The following is an 18,084-nucleotide window of genomic DNA, read 5'->3' as shown; positions in this document are numbered from 1 at the left end:
TACAGGACGCCTTTGTGGACGGGGGCTATTCTTCGCATCGGTGTTAGATCGGTGTTCACAATACAGGAGATTTCCGCATGAGAAGGGCTTTCATGATCCTTGCAGCAACGGCTCTGGGCGGTTGTTCGAATCTCCACATCAAGCCGTCGAACCATGCGGATGTCGCAGTGACTCCGGGCCCCGTCGAAACTTTGGGGGAAACGATCGCGAAAGAGCAGCAGGGTGATGGCTGTCTGGTGGCCGGAAACCTGGGCAAAGGCGGCCATTGCGAAAAACTGCGCAAGGATCTGAACCCGCCGAAGGTTCCGGCTTCGAAAGACGATTGAACGGGAGAGCAGGCCGTTTCGGCAATCAGAACGGCAAGTCTTCGCCCTTGTAGTCGACATAGCGGTAGCCTGCGCCGCCGCTGTTCTCGACCACGTCGGCGAGGCCGCTGACGCTTTCGTGGACCGTCAGCTTGGCATTCTCGCCGCCCATGTCGGTCTGCACCCAGCCGGGGTGTAGCGAGAGGACGGCGATGTCGCGCTCCTTCGCGTGCTGTTCGGCGATGCCCTTCGCCAGCATGTTCTGCGCGGTCTTGCTGGTGCGATAGAGGTCGTAGCCGCCCGAACTGTCCTCGATCGATCCCATCAAGGAGGACATGAAGGAAAGGCTTCCGCCATCCTTGATGCGGGGCAGCAATTCGCGCGCCGCGCGGGCCGGGCCGAAGGCATTGGTCATCATCACATGCGCGACCTCGTCCGACGTTGCCTGGCAAGCGTCCTGGTGCTTGGCGCCGGTGATTCCGGCATTGACGATGATCACATCGACCGAGCTATCGGAAAGGCCGAGATCGGCATAGCTTTCGGGCTTGGTCACATCGGCGGTGACGATGCGCAGTTTCTCGCCTTCGAGCGCGTGGAGATCGTCGCTGCGATCGCGCTCGCTGGCGACGACCTTCCAGCCGCGTTCGAGAAATTCGCGCGCGAGGCCGAGGCCGATGCCGCGCGAGGCGCCGAGGATGAGGACGGTCTTGGACATGAATGATCTTCCCTTTCGCTGTGTTCGAACAGCGCTGGAAAGCCGCGAGCGTTCCGGCGGTTCATCGCTTCGCAACCGTAGTAAGGCCAAGGGGCGCCCGACACGGGATCGATTACGAAAGGACTATTATGAAATTCCCCCTGCTTCTCGCTGTATCCGCCACGGGCTTGGCCGCCAGTCTTGCGATCGCCGCGCCCGCTTCGGCCCAGAACGTCGCGCCGGGCGGCCTCTATGTCGGTGCGCTCGCCGGCTATGAAGGGCTCGATGTGGACGCGCAGGACGGCTCGGCAAGCGCCAGCGCCGATTCGGCGGTCTACGGCGTTTCGGCAGGCTACGACCTGTCGCTCGGCGGCGGCTTCGTGGGTGTCGAGGGCGAGGTTTCGACCAGCGACGGCTCGACCGATTTCCCATCGAACTTCAACTCGGCGCGCGACGGGCTGGAAGCCAACGGCCAGTATTACATCGGCGCACGTGCCGGTTTCGCGCTGACGCCGGGCATCGCGGCCTACGGCAAGGTCGGCTACACCGCGCTCGACACCAAGGCTTTCACCAGCGCCGGTTCGCTGGACGAGCTGGAAGAGAATGCGGGCGGTATCCGCTTCGGCGGCGGGCTTCAGGTGCAATTGCCCGGCCCCCTTGAAGCGCGCGTCGAATATCGCCGTTCGCGTTACGAGGATGTGGTCGACAGCCAGTTCGGCGATCTGACCACCGATCAGGTCGTGGCGGGTATCGGCCTCAGATTCTGACGATAGCGGGGCGGCCTCCTAAGGGCTGCCCCGTCATTTCCGGCGGAAGCGGAAATACCAGACCTTAGTGGTCATACTATCATAATAGACTGATATACAATCACAAATCGGCATTTTTTGATCCCCATTTTCTCGGCTAGCAATCACCGGGTAATCACCATGCCAAATTAGGCAAGCACGCGCCCCCATGAACGGATTTCTGCGTTTGCGATCATGACACAGGTGCTGCCAACCGGAAGCAGGTGGCGAAACGCTTGCGATCAGCCGCGCTTATCCCTGCTTTTGTGAATAGGTGTTCCCACCGTGTCGCTACGATTCTGCTCATGTCTTCGGCGATTGCGTTCGCGTCATCATGGCTGAGGTCGAAGACCGCGGCACCGGCGAGAGCGTTCTCGATCGTTGCAGCGCGGCCTTCCGGCCCGACGCCGAGGACGAGCCGGCGCTCCAGTCCCAGCTGAGGCTTCGGCACTACATCGTAAAGCGGCGAAAGCCGCCATCCCTCACCATCGAACAGGAAGCCATGATTACGTAGGTGATCATCATCATTGGTGACGAGGATATTGAACAGCATGCGACGAAATAATTCGTGCAGATCCTGGCGTACTTCGGTTCCGAATTGCCGGATCGCTCCTGCGAGATCGGCATAGCTGAAGCTGCTGACCTCGCTCTCATGCGCCCCGAGCATTGTGAGCCCCGAAGCAAAGGGCCTGCGTTCCAGCCAGTTGCCGTGAGGAATCCGATCGAACCGCTCGATCAGATAGATGTCACGATCAAGGACACAGCGGAAGTCGAGTGGCGGCACATCGAGACCACATTCGCTGGCAAGCCGCATTGTCGCCAGTTCGACCCGGCATTCGGGGAAGCTGTCTCCCCGCTTCTGAAATTTCGCGATCCAGGGTTTGTCGCCGATTTTTGTAGCAGCCTTCGGCCGGGCGCCGCCCAGAGATGACCCGGCGGCTAGCAACGCCCTCAAGTTCTCGTCGAGTTCGTCGACATGCTGCGCTCGTTCGGCGGCTTCTGCTAACTCTGCGAGCGTGAACTCTTCGCCCGGAGCAGGGCCGTCCCCCCATGGTGTAATTCTCTCAGGCTGGGCGGACGTCGGCCCAAAGGCGAGCGCACCCACGCGATGTTCGCCCGAGGCCAGAATGAGATCGATTTCGCTCGGCAAGCGATCGCCCATCGCCTTGTACATTAGGTATTGGCCCCAGCCGTCAGGAGCAGCATCCCGAATGCCACCGAACACGGCAAAGCCTTCTTCCGTCCTGAATGTTCGAGAAGTTCCAGCTTCGTGCAACGGCAGAGCTACAGGATCGACCGCAATACGGTCAGCGCGTTCCAGATAACGCCGCCCGTAAGCGAAGGTAGCAAACTGGTTGCGCGGTTCGTCGGTCATCGTGAGAAGGCCTGCCGGAACAGGCCCCTCCTCAAGATGCACGAAGACATAGGTGCGGATGGTCGTCACGGCTTGCTAGAAATCCAGATCATCGTCGCTGACAGCGTGGGTCTTCTGGGGCAGGCGGGACAAATCCTCGCTGATGCCAGCCCGGTCACTGTCTGGGGTTACCAGCTCGGCAAGGCGCTGTGTCATCCCCAGGACATGCAGGGCGCTCGCCAGAACCGCGAGGCCCACGGTAGGATCTCCCGCTTCGAGGCGTTGCAGCGTTTGAACCGAGACGATCATGCGCTCGGCCATTAAACGCTGGGGAAGTTTTCTCCGGCGGCGAGCAAGGGCGATATCCTTACCTAGCCGTGTAATCGCACGTTGGCTCTGGGGCGGTAGTCCGCTAGCAGCTCGAGACGAACGGGGCATGGCCCGATATATGACATATCATGCGAAATTCCGCAAATAGAAATGATATGTCATGTTTTTGTGCTCTTTCGCTTGAAGCAGATTTACCGAAGGAAGATGCTTCACCGCCTCCTGCACGAGGCTTACAATGACCATGACTGAGTGGAGAGGCGCTGGTGAGCGGTCGCTAGGCCGCGGCTTGACCATCGTACTTCAAAAGTCGCTGTGCAGTTGCGCGAATTGTCTCAGCGACTATATCGCAAACGTCACGCATGTCGGCACAAGCCGACAGCTTCGGAAGAATTCCGAGGTCCCGTCCTCCAGTTGGAGGTTAACCGGCGGACCCTGCAGAGGGTTCGCCGAATTTCGTTCGAACGCTCTCGCAGGTCCAACCCGATGGAGCATCGAATGCATTATTCAGACGAGGAAATCGAACGCGCGAAGACATTATTCGCTCGTGAAAATGATCAACCCGGCCATGGCAGAATGCCGGTTGCCGCGATGGCGGGAATGAGCAAGCCCGGCAAAATCAGCCATATCACTCATCGACGGACTTGGCGGGACTACCTTCCGAAGGCACGACGCGATTTGCAAAAGGAAAGATCGGACCGGAATTTTCGATTAGGTAACGTGTCGCATGATCTAAACTGACCAGGTCGTGGGGCAGCGATAAGGATCAATGGCGCTAGTGAGAAGTCACTACGAATAATCGGTAGACCTCGCGGGTGAGCGGCGATGTCGATGTGACGCTCAAATCGACGGGCTCGCAGTGCAGACGTGAATCCCCTCCGACCTGTTCTTACAACACAGAAGGGCTGGAGGGGAGGAGGGCCTTTGTGAGCGAGCCGAAAGGATCGCGATGTGCCATGTCCCACCGATATTCCACCAAGATAAGCTCTTTGGAAGAAGCCGCCCGCCGCATCTGTGAAAACCGGGGCGGCAAATGGTCCGGCACAAAGGGCATGGCCTGCTGCCCTGCGCATGACGACCGTACGCCGTCACTCGGTGTGTCGCTCGGCCAAAAAGCGATCCTTTTCCATTGTTTTGCGGGATGTGATCAGCAGAGCGTGCTGGCTGCTCTGGCGAGTGAAGGTGTCGACGCAACCTCGCTCTTCTCAGGTTCTGCGACTATCAACGGTCCCGAGCCGACCATAACGAGCAAACCCTCGGCGGCAGCGCTGAGGATCTGGCGCGACGCACAGCCACTGCGTGCCAGTCCGGCAAAGGCATATCTTGAGAGCCGCGGCATCCTCGCCGCATCTCCGGCCCTCCGCTTTCATCCCCAAACGCCGCTTGGCCCGAAGGGTCGCACCCGCTTTTTGCCGGCCATGATTGCGGCGGTCAGTCTCGACGAGGGACCGATCGCCATCCATCGCACATTCCTTTCGGGCAACTCCAAGGCCGACTTCGACAAACCGAAGCGCGCGCTCGGCGCGCTCGGCGAAGCTGCTGTCCGCCTCTTCGCTCCGGCCTCCGGCAAGCTCGGCCTTGCCGAGGGGATCGAGAGCGCGATGTCCGCCTATGCTCTTACCGGCATCCCCGCCTGGGCGACCCTGGGCAATGAGCGTTTCGGTCTCGTGAGCGTGCCCGAGAGCGTGACCGAACTCCACCTCTTCGTCGATCACGATGCTGGCGGCGAGCTGGCCGCGTCGCGTGGCCTGGCCGCTTATGCCCGCGAAGGGCGGACGATCCACGTTCGCAAACCATCCTCACGCGACACCGACTGGAACGATGAACTTAAAGCATGGCTGCGCCGCAAAGCGGCGCGGTAGAGGAGAGAGAGCTTCTCGAATTCCTGATCCGGCAGAGGGCGTGTCCCGATGCCCTCATCAGGAGGACGAATTGCCATGTTTCAATCAGACCTGTTTCCCGCCGGCGAGCAGATGCCGGCAGTGCCCCTGGCCTTCGCCATCGGTGCCCGGATTGCCGCGCTTCTCACCTCGGGTCGTCATCTTACCCGTGCCGGCATTTCCGGGCTGTTCGCCGAAGAGACCGGTGTTCTGGACTGGGGAGGTGCATGGACGATCGACGACTACAACAACGCGGTCGAGATCGGCGCACTGCTCTGGCTGCGAGAGTCTTCGCGCATCGATCTGGCGACAAGCATGCACGAAGCAGAAGCACGTTTTGACTGGCTCGAAGCAGCCTTGCCGCCGCGGCACGTTCGCAGCGAAGCACAGGTCGAGCTCCAGCAGTTCTCGACCCCGCCGATGCTGGCCTGGCTGATGGCGAAGGCCGCAGCTGTTTCTTCGCAAGACACGCTGCTCGAACCGTCCGCAGGCAATGGCGCCCTTGCGCTCTGGGGCAGCGTCCAGAACGCCTCGTTGGCCCTCAACGAGATCGATCCGGCCAGACGAGACGGGCTGGGCCATATCTTCCCCACGGCCACAATTAGTGCACATGACGGAGAACTGATGGCCGACCTGCATCGCGGCCCTGTTCCGTCGGTCGTCTTGATGAACCCGCCGTTCGCCCGCAGCCAGGAACGCGGCAAGGATGGCGAGACGGCGCAGCGCCACCTACGCAGCGCGATCCGGGCCGTTGCCAATGGGGCGAGGATTGTCGCCATCATGCCTGAAGGCTTCGACGCTTCCACCTTCGCCAAGGTACAGGATGAAGCGTCGCTGTTCCTCGATGTCCGGCTGCAGCAGATGTTTCGCCGCGCAGGGACGGGGATTGCCGTTCGCCTGGTCGTGTTCGGCAAGACGCCGGTTGCGTCTTCTCCCGCAATCAACGGAGATACTGCCGACCTGATCGCGCTCCACGAGCTTGTCACTGCGCTTCCGCCCCGTGCGCAGACATCCGCCAGGACTCATCGCCTGCCAGTCGGCAAGCCAGTGCGCCTCGTGGGCAAGACGTCGACCCATCGCGCGCCGGTCCGGCCGCTGGCGCCGTTCGCCGCGACACCAGCAGCTAAAGCGAATGCGACCAATCTTGCCTATTCGGTCTTGGCCGACCCCGCGCCGGTACCCGAACAGACCGGCATCTACCTACCTTACCGGCCCAGTCGCATCACGTTCGAAGGCGCGCCGGTTCATCCCACCCCGCTCGTGGAATCGGTCGCCATGGGCTCGGTCGCGGCGCCCCAGCCGGACGTTCGCCCGCGCCTTCCCGCAGGCTGGCAGGCCAATGGCCTCTTGTCCGAAGCGCAATGCGAGACACTGGTCTACGCTACCCAGGCATTTGCGCGCGATCTTCCGGGTCAGTTCAAGGTTAGCCAGGAAGGCACCTCGCTGGAACTCTCCGAGGACGGACACTCCTACCGCCAAGGCTTCTTCCTCGGCGACGGAACCGGAGCGGGCAAGGGACGGCAGATCGCCGCGGTCATCATGGACCGCTGGCTCGCAGGCGAGCGCCGGCATGTCTGGATCACCAAGAACGAGGCGCTGCTCGAAGATGCACGCCGCGACTGGGAAGCGCTTGGCGGGCTGCCGCTCGATGTCCAGCCGCTCTCGCGCTGGAAACTCGGCCACCTTGTATCGATGTCCGAAGGCATTCTCTTCGTCACCTACCCGACGCTGCGCTCGGGACGCGTCGAGGATACGCGGCTCGACCAGATCCTTGCCTGGGCGGGTAAGCATTACGACGGCCTGATCGCCTTCGACGAAGCCCACGCCATGGCCAATGCCCTCGGGGGCTCATCGACCCGCGGCAAGGTCAAGGGCTCCGAACAGGGGATAGTGGGCCTCAGGCTGCAGAACCATCTCCCGCGCGCCCGCGTGCTCTACGCGTCTGCCACAGGTGCCTCGGAAATCGCCAACCTCGGTTACACTTCCCGGCTTGGCCTCTGGGGACCCGAGACCGCCTTTCCGACCCACGAGGCGTTCATGACCGAGATCCGCGCCGGCGGCGTCGCGGCGATGGAGCTCGTCGCCCGCGATCTCAAGGCACAGGGGCTCTACCTTGCCCGTGCGCTGTCCTTCGCCGGGGTCGAGTACGAAATCCTCGAGCACTGCCTGACCGAAGCGCAGGTGCGGATTTACGATGCCTATGCCGATGCCTGGGCGATCATTCACCGCAACCTCGAAGCCGCGCTCGAAGCAACCCGCGTGGTCGACGAGGACAGCGGCGATACGCTCAATCGCAACGCCAAAGCGGCAGCGCTGTCGATCTTCGAGGGTACCAAGCAACGCTTCTTTGCCCAGCTCCTGCTTTCGATGAAACTGCCAAGTCTGATCCCCGCGATGAACGCGGCGCTTGGCGAAGAGTATTCGGTTGTCGTGCAGCTGGTCTCGACCGCCGAGGCCATGCTCGACCGGCGCCTTGCCGACCTTACCGTGGAAGAACGCGAAGCGCTCGATATCGATCTCTCACCGCGTGAATATGTCATCGACTATCTTGCGAAGAGCTTTCCGGTGCGATTGATGCAGGTCTTCGCCGACGAGGACGGAAATCTTCGCTCCGAGGCGATGAGTGATGAGGAAGGCAATCCCGTTTTCTGCCCGCGCGCCATTGCCGCGCGCGATGCGCTGATCGAGCAGCTTTGTGCGCTGCCGCCCATCGCCACTGCGCTCGACGCGATCATCGAGCACTTCGGCACCGAGGCCGTGGCAGAGGTCACGGGCCGGACCCGCAGGCTGGTCCTGGGCCGCGATGGTCAGCAGCGCCTCGAACGGCGAAGCCCGAGCGCTAATGTCGCCGAAGCGCAAAGCTTCATGGAAGGGGCCAAGCGCATCCTCGTCTTTTCGGATGCAGGCGGCACGGGGCGATCCTACCACGCCGACCTTCATGCGAAGAACCAGCAGCGCAGGGTTCATTTCCTGCTCGAGCCGGGCTGGCGGGCCGACAATGCGATCCAGGGTCTTGGCCGCACCAACCGCACCAATCAGGCCTCGGCCCCGTTGTTCCGGCCGGTAACCACCGACGTGAAGGGCGAGCGCCGGTTCATCTCGACCATTGCGCGAAGGCTCGACGCATTGGGCGCGCTGACGCGTGGCCAGCGCCAGACCGGCGGACAGAACCTGTTCGATCCGGCAGACAATCTTGAAAGCGACTATGCGCGCGATGCGCTCAGCCGCTGGTTTCAGCTGCTCTATGACGGCAAGCTCGAAGCCACCACGTTCGGCAATTTCGTCGAGCGTACCGGCCTCCGGCTTGAAAACCCCGATGGTGGGCTGACCGACAATCTTCCCACAATCCAGCGTTGGCTCAACCGCATCCTCGCGCTCCCGATCGCGCTCCAGAACGCGATCTTCGAGGAATATCTCGGACTGGTAGAGGCGCGGATCGAGGCCGCTCGCGAGGCGGGGACGCTCGACCAGGGACTGGAGACCGTGAGGGTCGATCGTTTTACGGTCCTGGCAGATGAACTCCTGCGCACCGATCCCTTGACCGGAGCCGAAACACGCCTCGTCTCGCTCGAAGTGACGAGGCACCTTCGGCCTTTGCGCTTGCAGCGACTGGTGCGGATGCACGAGATCGGCAGCCCGCACGCGGTCCCGATGCGCAATGCGCGGTCGGGCAAGGTTGCGCTGTCGGTTCCAGCCCGGCGTCTCATCGCCGACGACGGGGCCGTGATCGAACGTCGGCGCCTTCTGCGACCGCTCAAGTCCGCGAACTGGACGCTTGACGCACTCGCTGAGAGCCACTGGGAGGAAATTGGCGTCACTGCATTCACCAGCGCCTGGCGGGCCGAGGAAGAAGAGGCCGCCGCTTCACCGGTGACCGAGCGTGTCCATCTCGCCACTGGTTTGCTGCTCCCTGTCTGGAAGCGCCTGCCGGGCGATCATGTCCGCGTCACCCGGCTCGTTGCCGAGGACGGCCAGTCGATCATTGGCCGCGAAGTGCTCGATATCGATCTCGCTGCGATCGCCGATACCTTTGGCCTTTCCGGAGTTACCGGACCATCGGCTGAGCAGATCGGCGACCTCGTCCTCGTCAGCGGCAAACCGCTGGGCCTCACAAGCCACGATGCCTTGACCGTAAAGCGCTCGCTGGTGGGAGGCGAGCAGCGCCTTGAACTGACCGGATTCTCGCCGGAACGCCTCGAGTGGTACAAGGGCAAGGGCTGCTTCACCGAGATCATCCGTTACCGCACGCGGCTATTTGCACCGGTGTCGAGAGCAAGCGAGATCCTCCAAAGCATCGCAATCGAGCCTTGAACTTCTCATTTGCCCTAAACTGGTCTATATAGAGACCAAATTCAGTCCTAAGGTGTTCTATGAAGCTGGACCAGCGCATCAAACCGATCAGCTATCTGAAGGCCCACAGCGCCGAAATTATCCGGGAGATTGGAGATGGCGCCGGGCCAATGGTCATCACGCAGAATGGCGAAGCCAAGGCAGTTCTGCAGGATGTCGCCAGCTACGAGCGCGCACAGGAAACGCTCGCTCTGCTAAAACTTCTGGCGCTCGGACAGGCCGATGTTGCCGCCGGTCGGACCCGCCCGGTGGCAGGCCTTGCGGATCGCGTACGGGGTAAGTCAAACTGAATGATGACGGCCGCCGTAGCGATCGAGATCACCTCCGGTGCGGAGCGCGATCTCGCGGGTATCTGGCAGCGCCGCTTGACGCAGCGCGGGCCGGATGGCGACGATGGTGCGGACGCACTGCTGGATGACCTTGTCGCGTCTATCGAATCCCTTGTGAACAATCCTGAGAAAGGACCGGTTCCACCGGAACTTGAGGCTCTCGGGATCACCGACTTTCGGCAATTGTCGCGCTTTCCGTTCCGCATAATCTACGGGTATCAGCCCGAGCCGGCACCCGGTCAGGTGACCGTGTTCGTAATCGCTGATGCGCGTCGGGATTTTCGGACGCTTCTCGAAGAGCGCTTGCTTAGCAGCGGATAGGCATAGGCTCCGCTGAAGAGGTCAGGGTCCGGATGAAGCTGAGCGCTGCCTCCGATTGCGCTTAGGTTTCCCCTTCTCTCCTCCCCTCCGTGTGTCTGAATGAACCGATAAGCTCCCGTGTCGCGTACGCCGGAGCCTGATCACGTCCTTCCTCAAGTCCGGGCGACTGATCTGCCTGTGCCCGCTGATGACGGGCTTGCGAATGGGTTCGCGCATCGAGAACAACTGCTCTCATGGACGGATCTCAGCCGATCCCTGATCGCCCCATCCCGGTAGCATAGATGGTCGCCACAGCCATTGAAGAGAGTGGAGGGAGCCCGTTGGGCTTGTGGGCCTCGTGATCCTCACCTGCGCCTTCATTCCATCAGGAGAACACCCATGATCCAGTCGATTCCCTTGAAGAAGCTCGTCCCGAGCCCGCGCAACGTTCGCAAGTCGAGCGATGTGCTGGCTGACCTCCAGCTGCGGGCAGACATTGGTGCGCGCGGTCTGCTGCAGAACCTCGTCGTGCGCAAAGGAAAGCGCGGCAAGTTCGAGGTCGAGGCCGGTGGTCGCCGCCTCGCCGCGCTGCAGGCGCTGGCAGAAGAGGGTACCTTGCCCAAAAACCACGAAGTTACCTGCCTCGTCATCGAAGGCGAGGAAAGCGAAGTGCGCGAGGCCAGCCTTGCCGAGAACTTCCAGCGTCTCGCGATGAACCCGGCCGACGAAGCGCAGGCTTTCGCGGCGATCATCGAGGCAGGCGCTACCACCGAAGACGTGGCGCGCCGCTTCGGCCTCACCGTCCGATTCGTCGAAGGGCGTCTGCGCTTAGCAAGTCTCGCACCCTGCGTCTTCGAAGCGCTCGCCGAAGGCACGATTACGCTCGACATGGCCAAAGCCTATGGCGCGATTTCCGACGTCGAGCGCCAGGCGCATGTCTATGCCGAGCTGCAGGACGCCTGGTACCAGATCACGCCTGACACGATCCGCCGCATGGTGCTCGATGCAACTGTTCATGGCTCCGATCCGCGCGCGGTTCTCGTCTTACGAGATGCCTATCTCGCCGCAGGCGGCCGGATCGAGCGCGAACTGTTCGACGATGATGCCAGCGAGAGCTGGATCGATGTCGCGCTGCTCGAAGACCTCGCGCACAAGGCCATGGAAGAAGCCGCCGAAAGGATCGCGCTCGAATATGGCCTTGCCTGGGTGCACCCGACGCTGGGCACCTATGTCAGTCATGACCTTGTCGAAGGTCTGAGCCGTCTGCCTTGCGAACCTGCGCCGATGACGGAACAGGAAGCGAAGGAGCTTGGCGAACTCGAGGCTGACTATGACCGCGTCGCCGCCGTGCTCGAAGACGAAGACAGCGACGAAGACGAGGTCGCCAAGGCCGAAGAGGAACTCGTGGTGATCGACCGCGCCATGCGCGCGCTCAATGATCGGCCGCCAGTACTCGCCGATGAGCTGAAATCCGAGGCTGGTGCCTTCCTCGTCCTTTCGCGTAATGGCGAGCCGACCTTGGTCCCGCAGTTCTATACCAAGACCGAAGTCATCGCTGAGGAAGGTCCTATCGAGGCAGTCGAGGACAGCGGAACGGCGAAGCCCAAGGGTAGCTCGCTGTCCCAGCGCTTGCTCGACGAGCTCGCGATGCAACGCCGCGACATCCTGGCAATCCATCTCGCCAACGATCCGGCACTGGCGCTCGACTTCATGGTCTTCACGCTCGCCGATGCCGATGGGCACGACTGGCGCGCCAAGAAGGCGTCGACGCTTGTCGGCTCTGTCGCGTCCGGCCCGGTCACCGGGTTCGAGGCCAAGGATGCGCCCGCGAGTGCTGCTTTGGCCGAGTTTGCCGGGTCGCTCGATGAAAGCTGGCGCTCTGGCGAAAGCGATGTTGAGCGGTTTGCCAGGTTCCGGGCACTATCCGACGAGGGGCGCTCGGCCTGGCTTGGTCATGTCGTCTCGCGCACGCTTGTCGCGAGCCTGGCCTGCGAAGGCGAGCGCTCGGTGCCTATGCATGAGGCTCTGGGCTCGCTCCTGGAAATCGAGACCGCGCATTGGTGGCGTCCCACGGCGGCGAACTACTTCGACCGCGTGGCCAAGGCCCGCACGCTCGAGGCACTCGATGCTGCCGGTGGTCCCGAACTGGTCAGTCGCTACGCTGCATCGAAGAAGGCCGAATTGGCGAGCGCTGCCGAGCGCATCTTCTCCGGCAACTTCATTGGCGAGTCTGAGGTCAAGGAGCGGGCGCAGGCTTGGGTTCCGCCGATCATGCGTTTCGCCGGTTCCGAAGAAGGCGAATTGTCCGACCGCGAAGAAGACGAAGCGGTCAACGCAGTAGAAACTGACGAGATTGCCGAGCAGGCTGCCTGACCCCTCCTGACAGGTCCAGGTCACTCGGCGGGCGGTCCGTCCCTTCCGGGACGGGCCGCCTTTTCCGTGTCAAATTTCGGGGCGGTTGCAGACCGTTGGGTTTTGGTGAGCAGGCAGGAGAAAGCAGCCGTTTTCTTTCAGGAGATCGGCGAATGCCAATGTATCCCCACGAAAACCTTGGGCAACTTGCTCAATTACTTGACGCACGTCTCCCAGAAACGTCATCTAATTGGGTGACCTACGATTTCGCTTCCTTGTCGCACAGTGAGTTCGAAGAACTGGCAAACGCGCTCATCGGGGCAGAGCTTGCGGTTCGGTTTGAACGTTTCGCAGAAGGACCGGATCAGGGAATCGATGGCCGATACGCCGAGAGCGACCGCAGCGTCATTTTGCAGGCAAAGCACTATCTGCGCTCGGGCTTTTCCAAACTGAACTCGGCGATGGCGAGCGAGCGCGCCAAGATCGATCAGCTCGCGCCTAGCCGCTATCTTCTGGCAACTTCATGTGACCTAACGCCAGCTCGCAAACAGACGCTCGCCGAGAAGATCGGGCCCTCTCTCCAGTCTCCCGGTGATATTTTCGGTCCTGCGGATCTAAACGCCCTGCTGCGCAAATTTCCTGACATCGAGAAGGCTCATCCGGCGCTTTGGCAGGGGTCGACCGCAGCCTTGCGGTCCATCGTCTCCGACGCAGTCGTCGAGGCGCTGGGTACCAAGCAGGATCTCCCAGAAATCTTCTCCGACCTGCTTGGTCAATCAAATGCGGCGAAAGGCGAAGGAGAAAAGGCGTCGAATTTCGAACGCAACGTGTTGTTTCTGATTAAGACCCATCCCGCAGACGACGAGTTCGCGCTCTGGCTCGCTCCCAAGCTCGAGGCAGAAGGGTACACTGTCTTTGCTGATATCCTCTCACTTGAGCCTGGAGACAGATGGCGACGCGAGGAAGGCTTGGTCCTGCAACATCGCGCAGCCAAGGCCTTGATCTGCGTCTCGGCGGCGGCAACCGCAGACACAAACGTTCAGGACAATATCGATCTCGCTCTGGAAGTGGCGCAAGCGATCGATGACAGCCGCTTCATGATACCATTGAGACTTGAAGCGACCAATCGCATCAAGGGGATCGGGGATGCTCGGCCGGTCGACTTCGTGCGCGGATGGGGCGAAGGACTGCAGACCCTTCTGGAGACTTTGCGCCGGCAGAAGGTGCCTCAGCGTGCCGACGGCGTTGCGATCAACCTGAATTGGGAATTGTTTCGGCGGCGTCGCAGCATAGAATTGTCGACCGATCCCGAGCCCTTAACCTCGAACTGGCTCAGGGTTCTCGAGGCGCCCGACACGATCCGCTTTTTTTCCGCAATGGGTGCTCAGACCGAACAAACGAGTGCCATCGCCGCCAAGACGCTTTCATACCCGGCAATTGCCCATCGCGGCGGGATTGTCAGCATGGCGGACTTAGGCGACATCGAGGCTGAGCTCGGGTCAATCGGCCGTTTCGAGCTCACCGCTGAATTGCCGATTGAGGAATTTGCTGAGCATGGCTGGGCCGAACTCGCGATCGTGCGGCAGGTCGCGCAAAAGATGCTGGTGCAGATGTTTGGCGAGGCTTGGATCAGCTACTGTCGTGAGCGAGGCCTGCTGCAATACAATTACTCCAGTTCAATCGGTTTTCATGCGTCGCCAGAGCTAGCGCCGATAGGAAAACTGATCCCTTGGGGGCGGCAAGGCGAACGACGCGCTTCGATGCTCCGCAACATTGCCAAGGGTCATATCTGGCAGTTCGGCGTGACCGCCACGCCAGTCTTGTGGCCCTTCTGGCATCTAAGACTCAAATCCCGCGTTCTATTCGCGGACGACAACGGCACCCCCGAAGGCTTGCAGATCGACGATGCGAAGAAGATGCATCGATTGCGCAGATCAATCTGCAAGGGCTGGCGCAATAAGCAATGGCATGGCCGATTGCTTGCCTTCCTCGAACTGCTCTCGGGTGAGTCCGCCTATATCCGCCTCAAGCTTGGCGGTACGCGCTCGCTCATGCTCGATGCCTCTCCGATCCTGTTTACCTCGCCTGTCAGCACGGTCCTTCCAGACCTGCTGGATCCGGACGCTGAGGAAACTGACGCCAGTACGCTCGGGAGACCCGAGCTGTCGCTGGAAGAGGATTCGGCATGAGGTTCCCGGAGACGCAACTCAAGGTTGAGCACCTCGCTGAACCGCAGCTTGAGTTCGCTTTCGGCCAGCAGAGTCCGCATCCAAAGGACGGGCTGTTTCTCTACGGCCCGCTGGCCAAAGCCAAGAAAACGAAGGAGATTAGGGTCGGCGTGGTCGGCACGCCCGAAGGTCTCGCGCATTTCCGGAGCTGGTCGCGTTCTTTGCTCCGCTCGGTTGAGGTTCCGCCGCCGGGAAAAGGGGAAAAGGCGGACCGGTTGCATCTGGCAAATTTCCCCGGGCTCGAAGAGGCATTCGGCATTTCCTTCGATCCCGACGAATGCAGCGTGCTGTCAATTCCGCTCGCGGATATCGACAGGGCCACGCGCGTGACCAACCTCAATGAGGCGGTCGACCAGGTGGCCAGTCTCTACATCGATCGCGTGCAAAAGTATCTGCGCAACGAGGAGAAGGCGATCGATGTCTGGGTGCTGGTCCTGCCCGAAATCGTCTATGAGCGCTGCCGTCCGGAATCTCGCCGCACCGGTTTGCCCTTGGTCAAGGGAGAATTCGGCAAAAAGCAAAAGTTTCGCGCAGACCTGCCGCTCCTGTCAGGGGCGGGAATCATCGACCAGAGCGGCGAGCGGATCTTCGAAGATGTCCCGGACTTTCACCGCCGTATCAAGGCAGAGTTCCTAAGGATCGCCCCCACTCAGCTGGTGCGCGAAACGACGCTCGCTCCAGGGGCATTCCTGAACAAGGCAGGCTACCCGATCCGCAATACGCAGGATGCCGCGACCACTGCCTGGAATCTGGCAACGGGTCTCTACTACAAGACCCAGCCAAAGCCACCCTGGCGCCTAGCCGAAGTGCGCCAAGGCGTTTGTTATATCGGGATGGTCTACAAAAGCCTGCCTAACGATCCTGACGGTCATTCATGCTGCGCCGCACAGATGTTTCTCAACGAAGGTGACGGCGTCGTCTTCCGCGGAGCCAATGGCCCTTGGAAGACGGGCGACCGCGAGTTCCATCTCAAGCCGCGGGCCGCCCGAGAGCTCATGGAACTCGTCCTCGAGACCTACATCGAAACACATGGAGCCCCGCCAGCTGAACTATTCATTCACGGGCAAACGACATTCAACGACGAAGAGTGGCAGGGCTTCGTCGCGGCAGTGCCGGCTGAAACCAACCTTGTAGGGGTTAGAATCCGATCAACTGGCGGTGAAACAAAGCTTTTTCGCGATGGGGATTATCCGGTCCTGCGCGGCACGGCACTTTTGCTTGACGACCAGACCGCCTACCTTTGGTCGTCAGGCTACGTGCCCCAGCTGGATACCTATATAGGTCCGGAAACACCCAATCCGCTTCACATTACTGTGCTGCGAAGCCGATTCGCCAAACCCAATATCCTGACGGTGCTACAAGACATCATGGGACTGACCAAGATCAACTATAATTCCTGCAACTTCAATGACGGCCTGCCCGTAACTGTGCGGTTCGCCCGTATGGTCGGCGATGTCCTCACCATGGGCTCGGCAAAGGGAGAGGAGAAGCAGCCCTTCAAGTTCTATGTCTAATTGTTGCGGCACATTCTTTGCGAGATGTCCTTTTGGCTGTCCGCTATTGGGATAGCGTCGCGCGCGGCAACAGGTCCGAAACGAAGACTCGTAGCGGCATTCATTAATGAGAGGGGAGGAAGCTTTGCTCTTCCTGAACCGGGACAATTCGGTCTCGGCGATCAGGAGAACTCCCATAAAGAAGTCCCGTCGCGCTGCATCGACTTCGCCGGCTCAGAGCATCACCGCCGCTATCATCGAAAAGCTCGAGCAAGGCACCAAGCCTTGGGTCAAGCCATGGCGCGGTGTGCCGGTCTCGCGGCCCTTGCGGAGCTGCGGGACACCCTACCGCGGCATGAACACATTCTGGTTGTGGATGGTGGCCGATGGCTGCGGCTATACCTCGCCTTACTGGATGACCTATCGCCAGTGTCAGCCGCTCGGCGGACAAGTCCGCAAGGGTGAAAAATCGACCCTCGCGATCTTCTACAAGAGCTACACCAAAGAGGTCGAGAACGCCGAAGGCGAAGCTGACACCGAGAACCGGCGCGTGCTCAAGGCCTATGCCGTGTTCAACGCCGATCAGTGCGACGGCCTGCCCGAGTTCTACTTTCCCAAGTCGCTGGTTGCCGCGCTTGAGCCAGAAGGACGCGAAGACCGGCTCGATGCTTTCTTTGCCCATATTGGCGCAGACCTGCGCCATCATGGCTCGCAGGCCTACTACGAGCCGCTGCGCGACCGCGTCACCATGCCGCCAGCCGAACTGTTCGAAGCCTACGACCACTACTACGCGACGCTCGCACACGAGTTGTCGCACTGGACGGGGCATTCTTCGCGGCTCGACCGCGATCTCAAGAACCGCTTCGGCAGCGACGCCTACGCAGCAGAAGAACTGATCGCAGAACTGTCCTCGGCAATCCTTGGAGCCGAATTGGGCCTTCCGGTCACCCACCTCGACCATCACGCCAGTTACATCGCGTCCTGGCTCAAGATCCTCAAATCGGACGAGCGCGCGATCCTGACCGCCGCGGCCAAGGCCGAAGAAGCTGCCAGCCTGTTGCTCGAACTTGGAGGCCATCAATCCCGTGAAGGCGAGGCCGACATCGATCTCGCCGATGCAGCCTAAGGAGTAGTGAGATGGGACGTTCCGTCAGCTACCCGACCGGCTCCGTAGTGGCCTTTCGCTTGCTCGATGACGGCGAAGACGAAGATATCGACTGGGTCTATGAGTGCCTCGTCGACGAGGTCATCGATGCCGCGAAAGCGGCCTTTCCTTCGTTCGAGCGCTTCAATGGATGGCGCGGCCGCGAAGATCGTATCCTCCTTCGCAATGCCTTCGCTGATTGCGGCATATCGACCTATTGCGGTCTCGCCGCGATCTGGCTCGTCGAGCGTGACGATGCCCGATACTGGGAGGCGGATTTCTACGTCCCACGAACGGCAAGGGCACGGCACTGGCTCGCCCAGGTGTCGGGACGCTTTATTGACCTGTTCGGGGATCTGCGCCTGGTCGGGCGATTCTCGAATGGCGAAGCGATCTTCGAGCGCTCCCGATCCACCTGCGACATCGGGACCTGATCCTGCCTCATCCCTGTCCGCCGGGAGAGGCCCTTGGGCCGGTCGGGGCGCGCCGCAACCTGCGGCCCGTCGGCCCGTGTTGCCCGCGCCAGCCTAGGGCCGCAGGTTT

Annotated in this window: 15 protein-coding genes; 12 read left to right on the top strand and 3 right to left on the bottom strand. The window is 61.2% G+C overall.

What is annotated here, in order from left to right:
• Positions 1–77: 77 nt before the first annotated feature.
• A complete protein-coding gene (locus A3736_RS03555) occupies positions 78–326 on the top strand; it encodes a hypothetical protein (RefSeq protein ID WP_156501942.1) in 249 nt (82 codons plus the stop codon).
• Between the two features lie 25 nt (positions 327–351).
• On the opposite strand, the gene A3736_RS03550 is transcribed toward A3736_RS03555, so the two are convergent.
• Positions 352–1,020 (bottom strand): SDR family NAD(P)-dependent oxidoreductase, encoded by a 669-nt coding sequence (locus A3736_RS03550; RefSeq protein ID WP_067679269.1) that lies wholly within the window; start codon positions 1,018–1,020, stop codon positions 352–354.
• 128 nt (positions 1,021–1,148) lie between these two features.
• Here A3736_RS03550 and A3736_RS03545 point away from each other — a divergent pair, with 128 nt between their 5' ends.
• Entirely contained in the window at positions 1,149–1,766 is a 618-nt protein-coding gene (locus A3736_RS03545) for an outer membrane protein (RefSeq protein WP_067679266.1), read from the top strand.
• A gap of 211 nt (positions 1,767–1,977) precedes the next feature.
• On the opposite strand, the gene A3736_RS03540 is transcribed toward A3736_RS03545, so the two are convergent.
• Both A3736_RS03540 and A3736_RS03535 read right to left on the bottom strand, forming a co-directional pair.
• The gene (locus A3736_RS03540; RefSeq protein ID WP_221403488.1) at positions 1,978–3,159 is read right to left on the bottom strand and encodes a type II toxin-antitoxin system HipA family toxin; all 1,182 of its coding nucleotides are present in this window, start codon (positions 3,157–3,159) and stop codon (positions 1,978–1,980) included.
• 75 nt (positions 3,160–3,234) lie between these two features.
• The gene (locus tag A3736_RS03535) at positions 3,235–3,459 is read right to left on the bottom strand and encodes an XRE family transcriptional regulator (RefSeq protein WP_008601437.1); all 225 of its coding nucleotides are present in this window, start codon (positions 3,457–3,459) and stop codon (positions 3,235–3,237) included.
• 504 nt (positions 3,460–3,963) lie between these two features.
• Between A3736_RS03535 and A3736_RS16935 the strand changes: the two genes are divergently transcribed.
• The 10 genes from A3736_RS16935 to A3736_RS03490 all read left to right on the top strand — a co-directional run bounded on the left by A3736_RS16935 (position 3,964) and on the right by A3736_RS03490 (position 17,975).
• Positions 3,964–4,206: a hypothetical protein gene (locus A3736_RS16935; protein ID WP_143712226.1), complete on the top strand. Its 243-nt coding sequence runs from the start codon at positions 3,964–3,966 to the stop codon at positions 4,204–4,206.
• A gap of 215 nt (positions 4,207–4,421) precedes the next feature.
• The gene (locus A3736_RS16575; protein ID WP_156501945.1) at positions 4,422–5,327 is read left to right on the top strand and encodes a toprim domain-containing protein; all 906 of its coding nucleotides are present in this window, start codon (positions 4,422–4,424) and stop codon (positions 5,325–5,327) included.
• Positions 5,328–5,402: 75 nt separating this feature from the next.
• Entirely contained in the window at positions 5,403–9,656 is a 4,254-nt protein-coding gene (locus A3736_RS03525) for a strawberry notch family protein (protein WP_067679265.1), read from the top strand.
• Between the two features lie 59 nt (positions 9,657–9,715).
• Positions 9,716–9,985 (top strand): type II toxin-antitoxin system Phd/YefM family antitoxin, encoded by a 270-nt coding sequence (locus A3736_RS03520; RefSeq protein WP_010240558.1) that lies wholly within the window; start codon positions 9,716–9,718, stop codon positions 9,983–9,985.
• Positions 9,986–10,345: a type II toxin-antitoxin system RelE/ParE family toxin gene (locus A3736_RS03515; protein ID WP_054523287.1), complete on the top strand. Its 360-nt coding sequence runs from the start codon at positions 9,986–9,988 to the stop codon at positions 10,343–10,345.
• Positions 10,346–10,723: 378 nt separating this feature from the next.
• Positions 10,724–12,697 carry a ParB/RepB/Spo0J family partition protein gene (locus tag A3736_RS03510; RefSeq protein WP_054523288.1) on the top strand — a complete coding sequence of 658 codons (1,974 nt, stop codon included), beginning with the start codon at positions 10,724–10,726 and terminating at the stop codon, positions 12,695–12,697.
• Positions 12,698–12,849: 152 nt separating this feature from the next.
• Complete coding sequence (locus tag A3736_RS03505; RefSeq protein ID WP_233999207.1) at positions 12,850–14,865, top strand: toll/interleukin-1 receptor domain-containing protein; 2,016 nt, start codon at positions 12,850–12,852, stop codon at positions 14,863–14,865.
• Positions 14,862–16,418, top strand: coding sequence for a hypothetical protein (locus tag A3736_RS03500; RefSeq protein ID WP_054523290.1), 1,557 nt, complete (start codon positions 14,862–14,864; stop codon positions 16,416–16,418). Before A3736_RS03505 ends, A3736_RS03500 begins: the two co-directional genes overlap by 4 nt.
• Before the next feature lie 175 nt (positions 16,419–16,593).
• Positions 16,594–17,523 (top strand): ArdC family protein, encoded by a 930-nt coding sequence (locus A3736_RS03495; protein WP_067679328.1) that lies wholly within the window; start codon positions 16,594–16,596, stop codon positions 17,521–17,523.
• 11 nt (positions 17,524–17,534) lie between these two features.
• Positions 17,535–17,975 (top strand): hypothetical protein, encoded by a 441-nt coding sequence (locus A3736_RS03490; RefSeq protein ID WP_054523292.1) that lies wholly within the window; start codon positions 17,535–17,537, stop codon positions 17,973–17,975.
• Positions 17,976–18,084 lie beyond the last annotated feature (109 nt).

Source organism: Erythrobacter sp. HI0063 (assembly GCF_001635685.1).
Taxonomy (GTDB): Bacteria; Pseudomonadota; Alphaproteobacteria; order Sphingomonadales; family Sphingomonadaceae; genus Qipengyuania.
The sequence above is the reverse complement of the archived record's forward strand: the minus strand, read 5'-3'. Positions and strand labels throughout refer to the sequence as shown.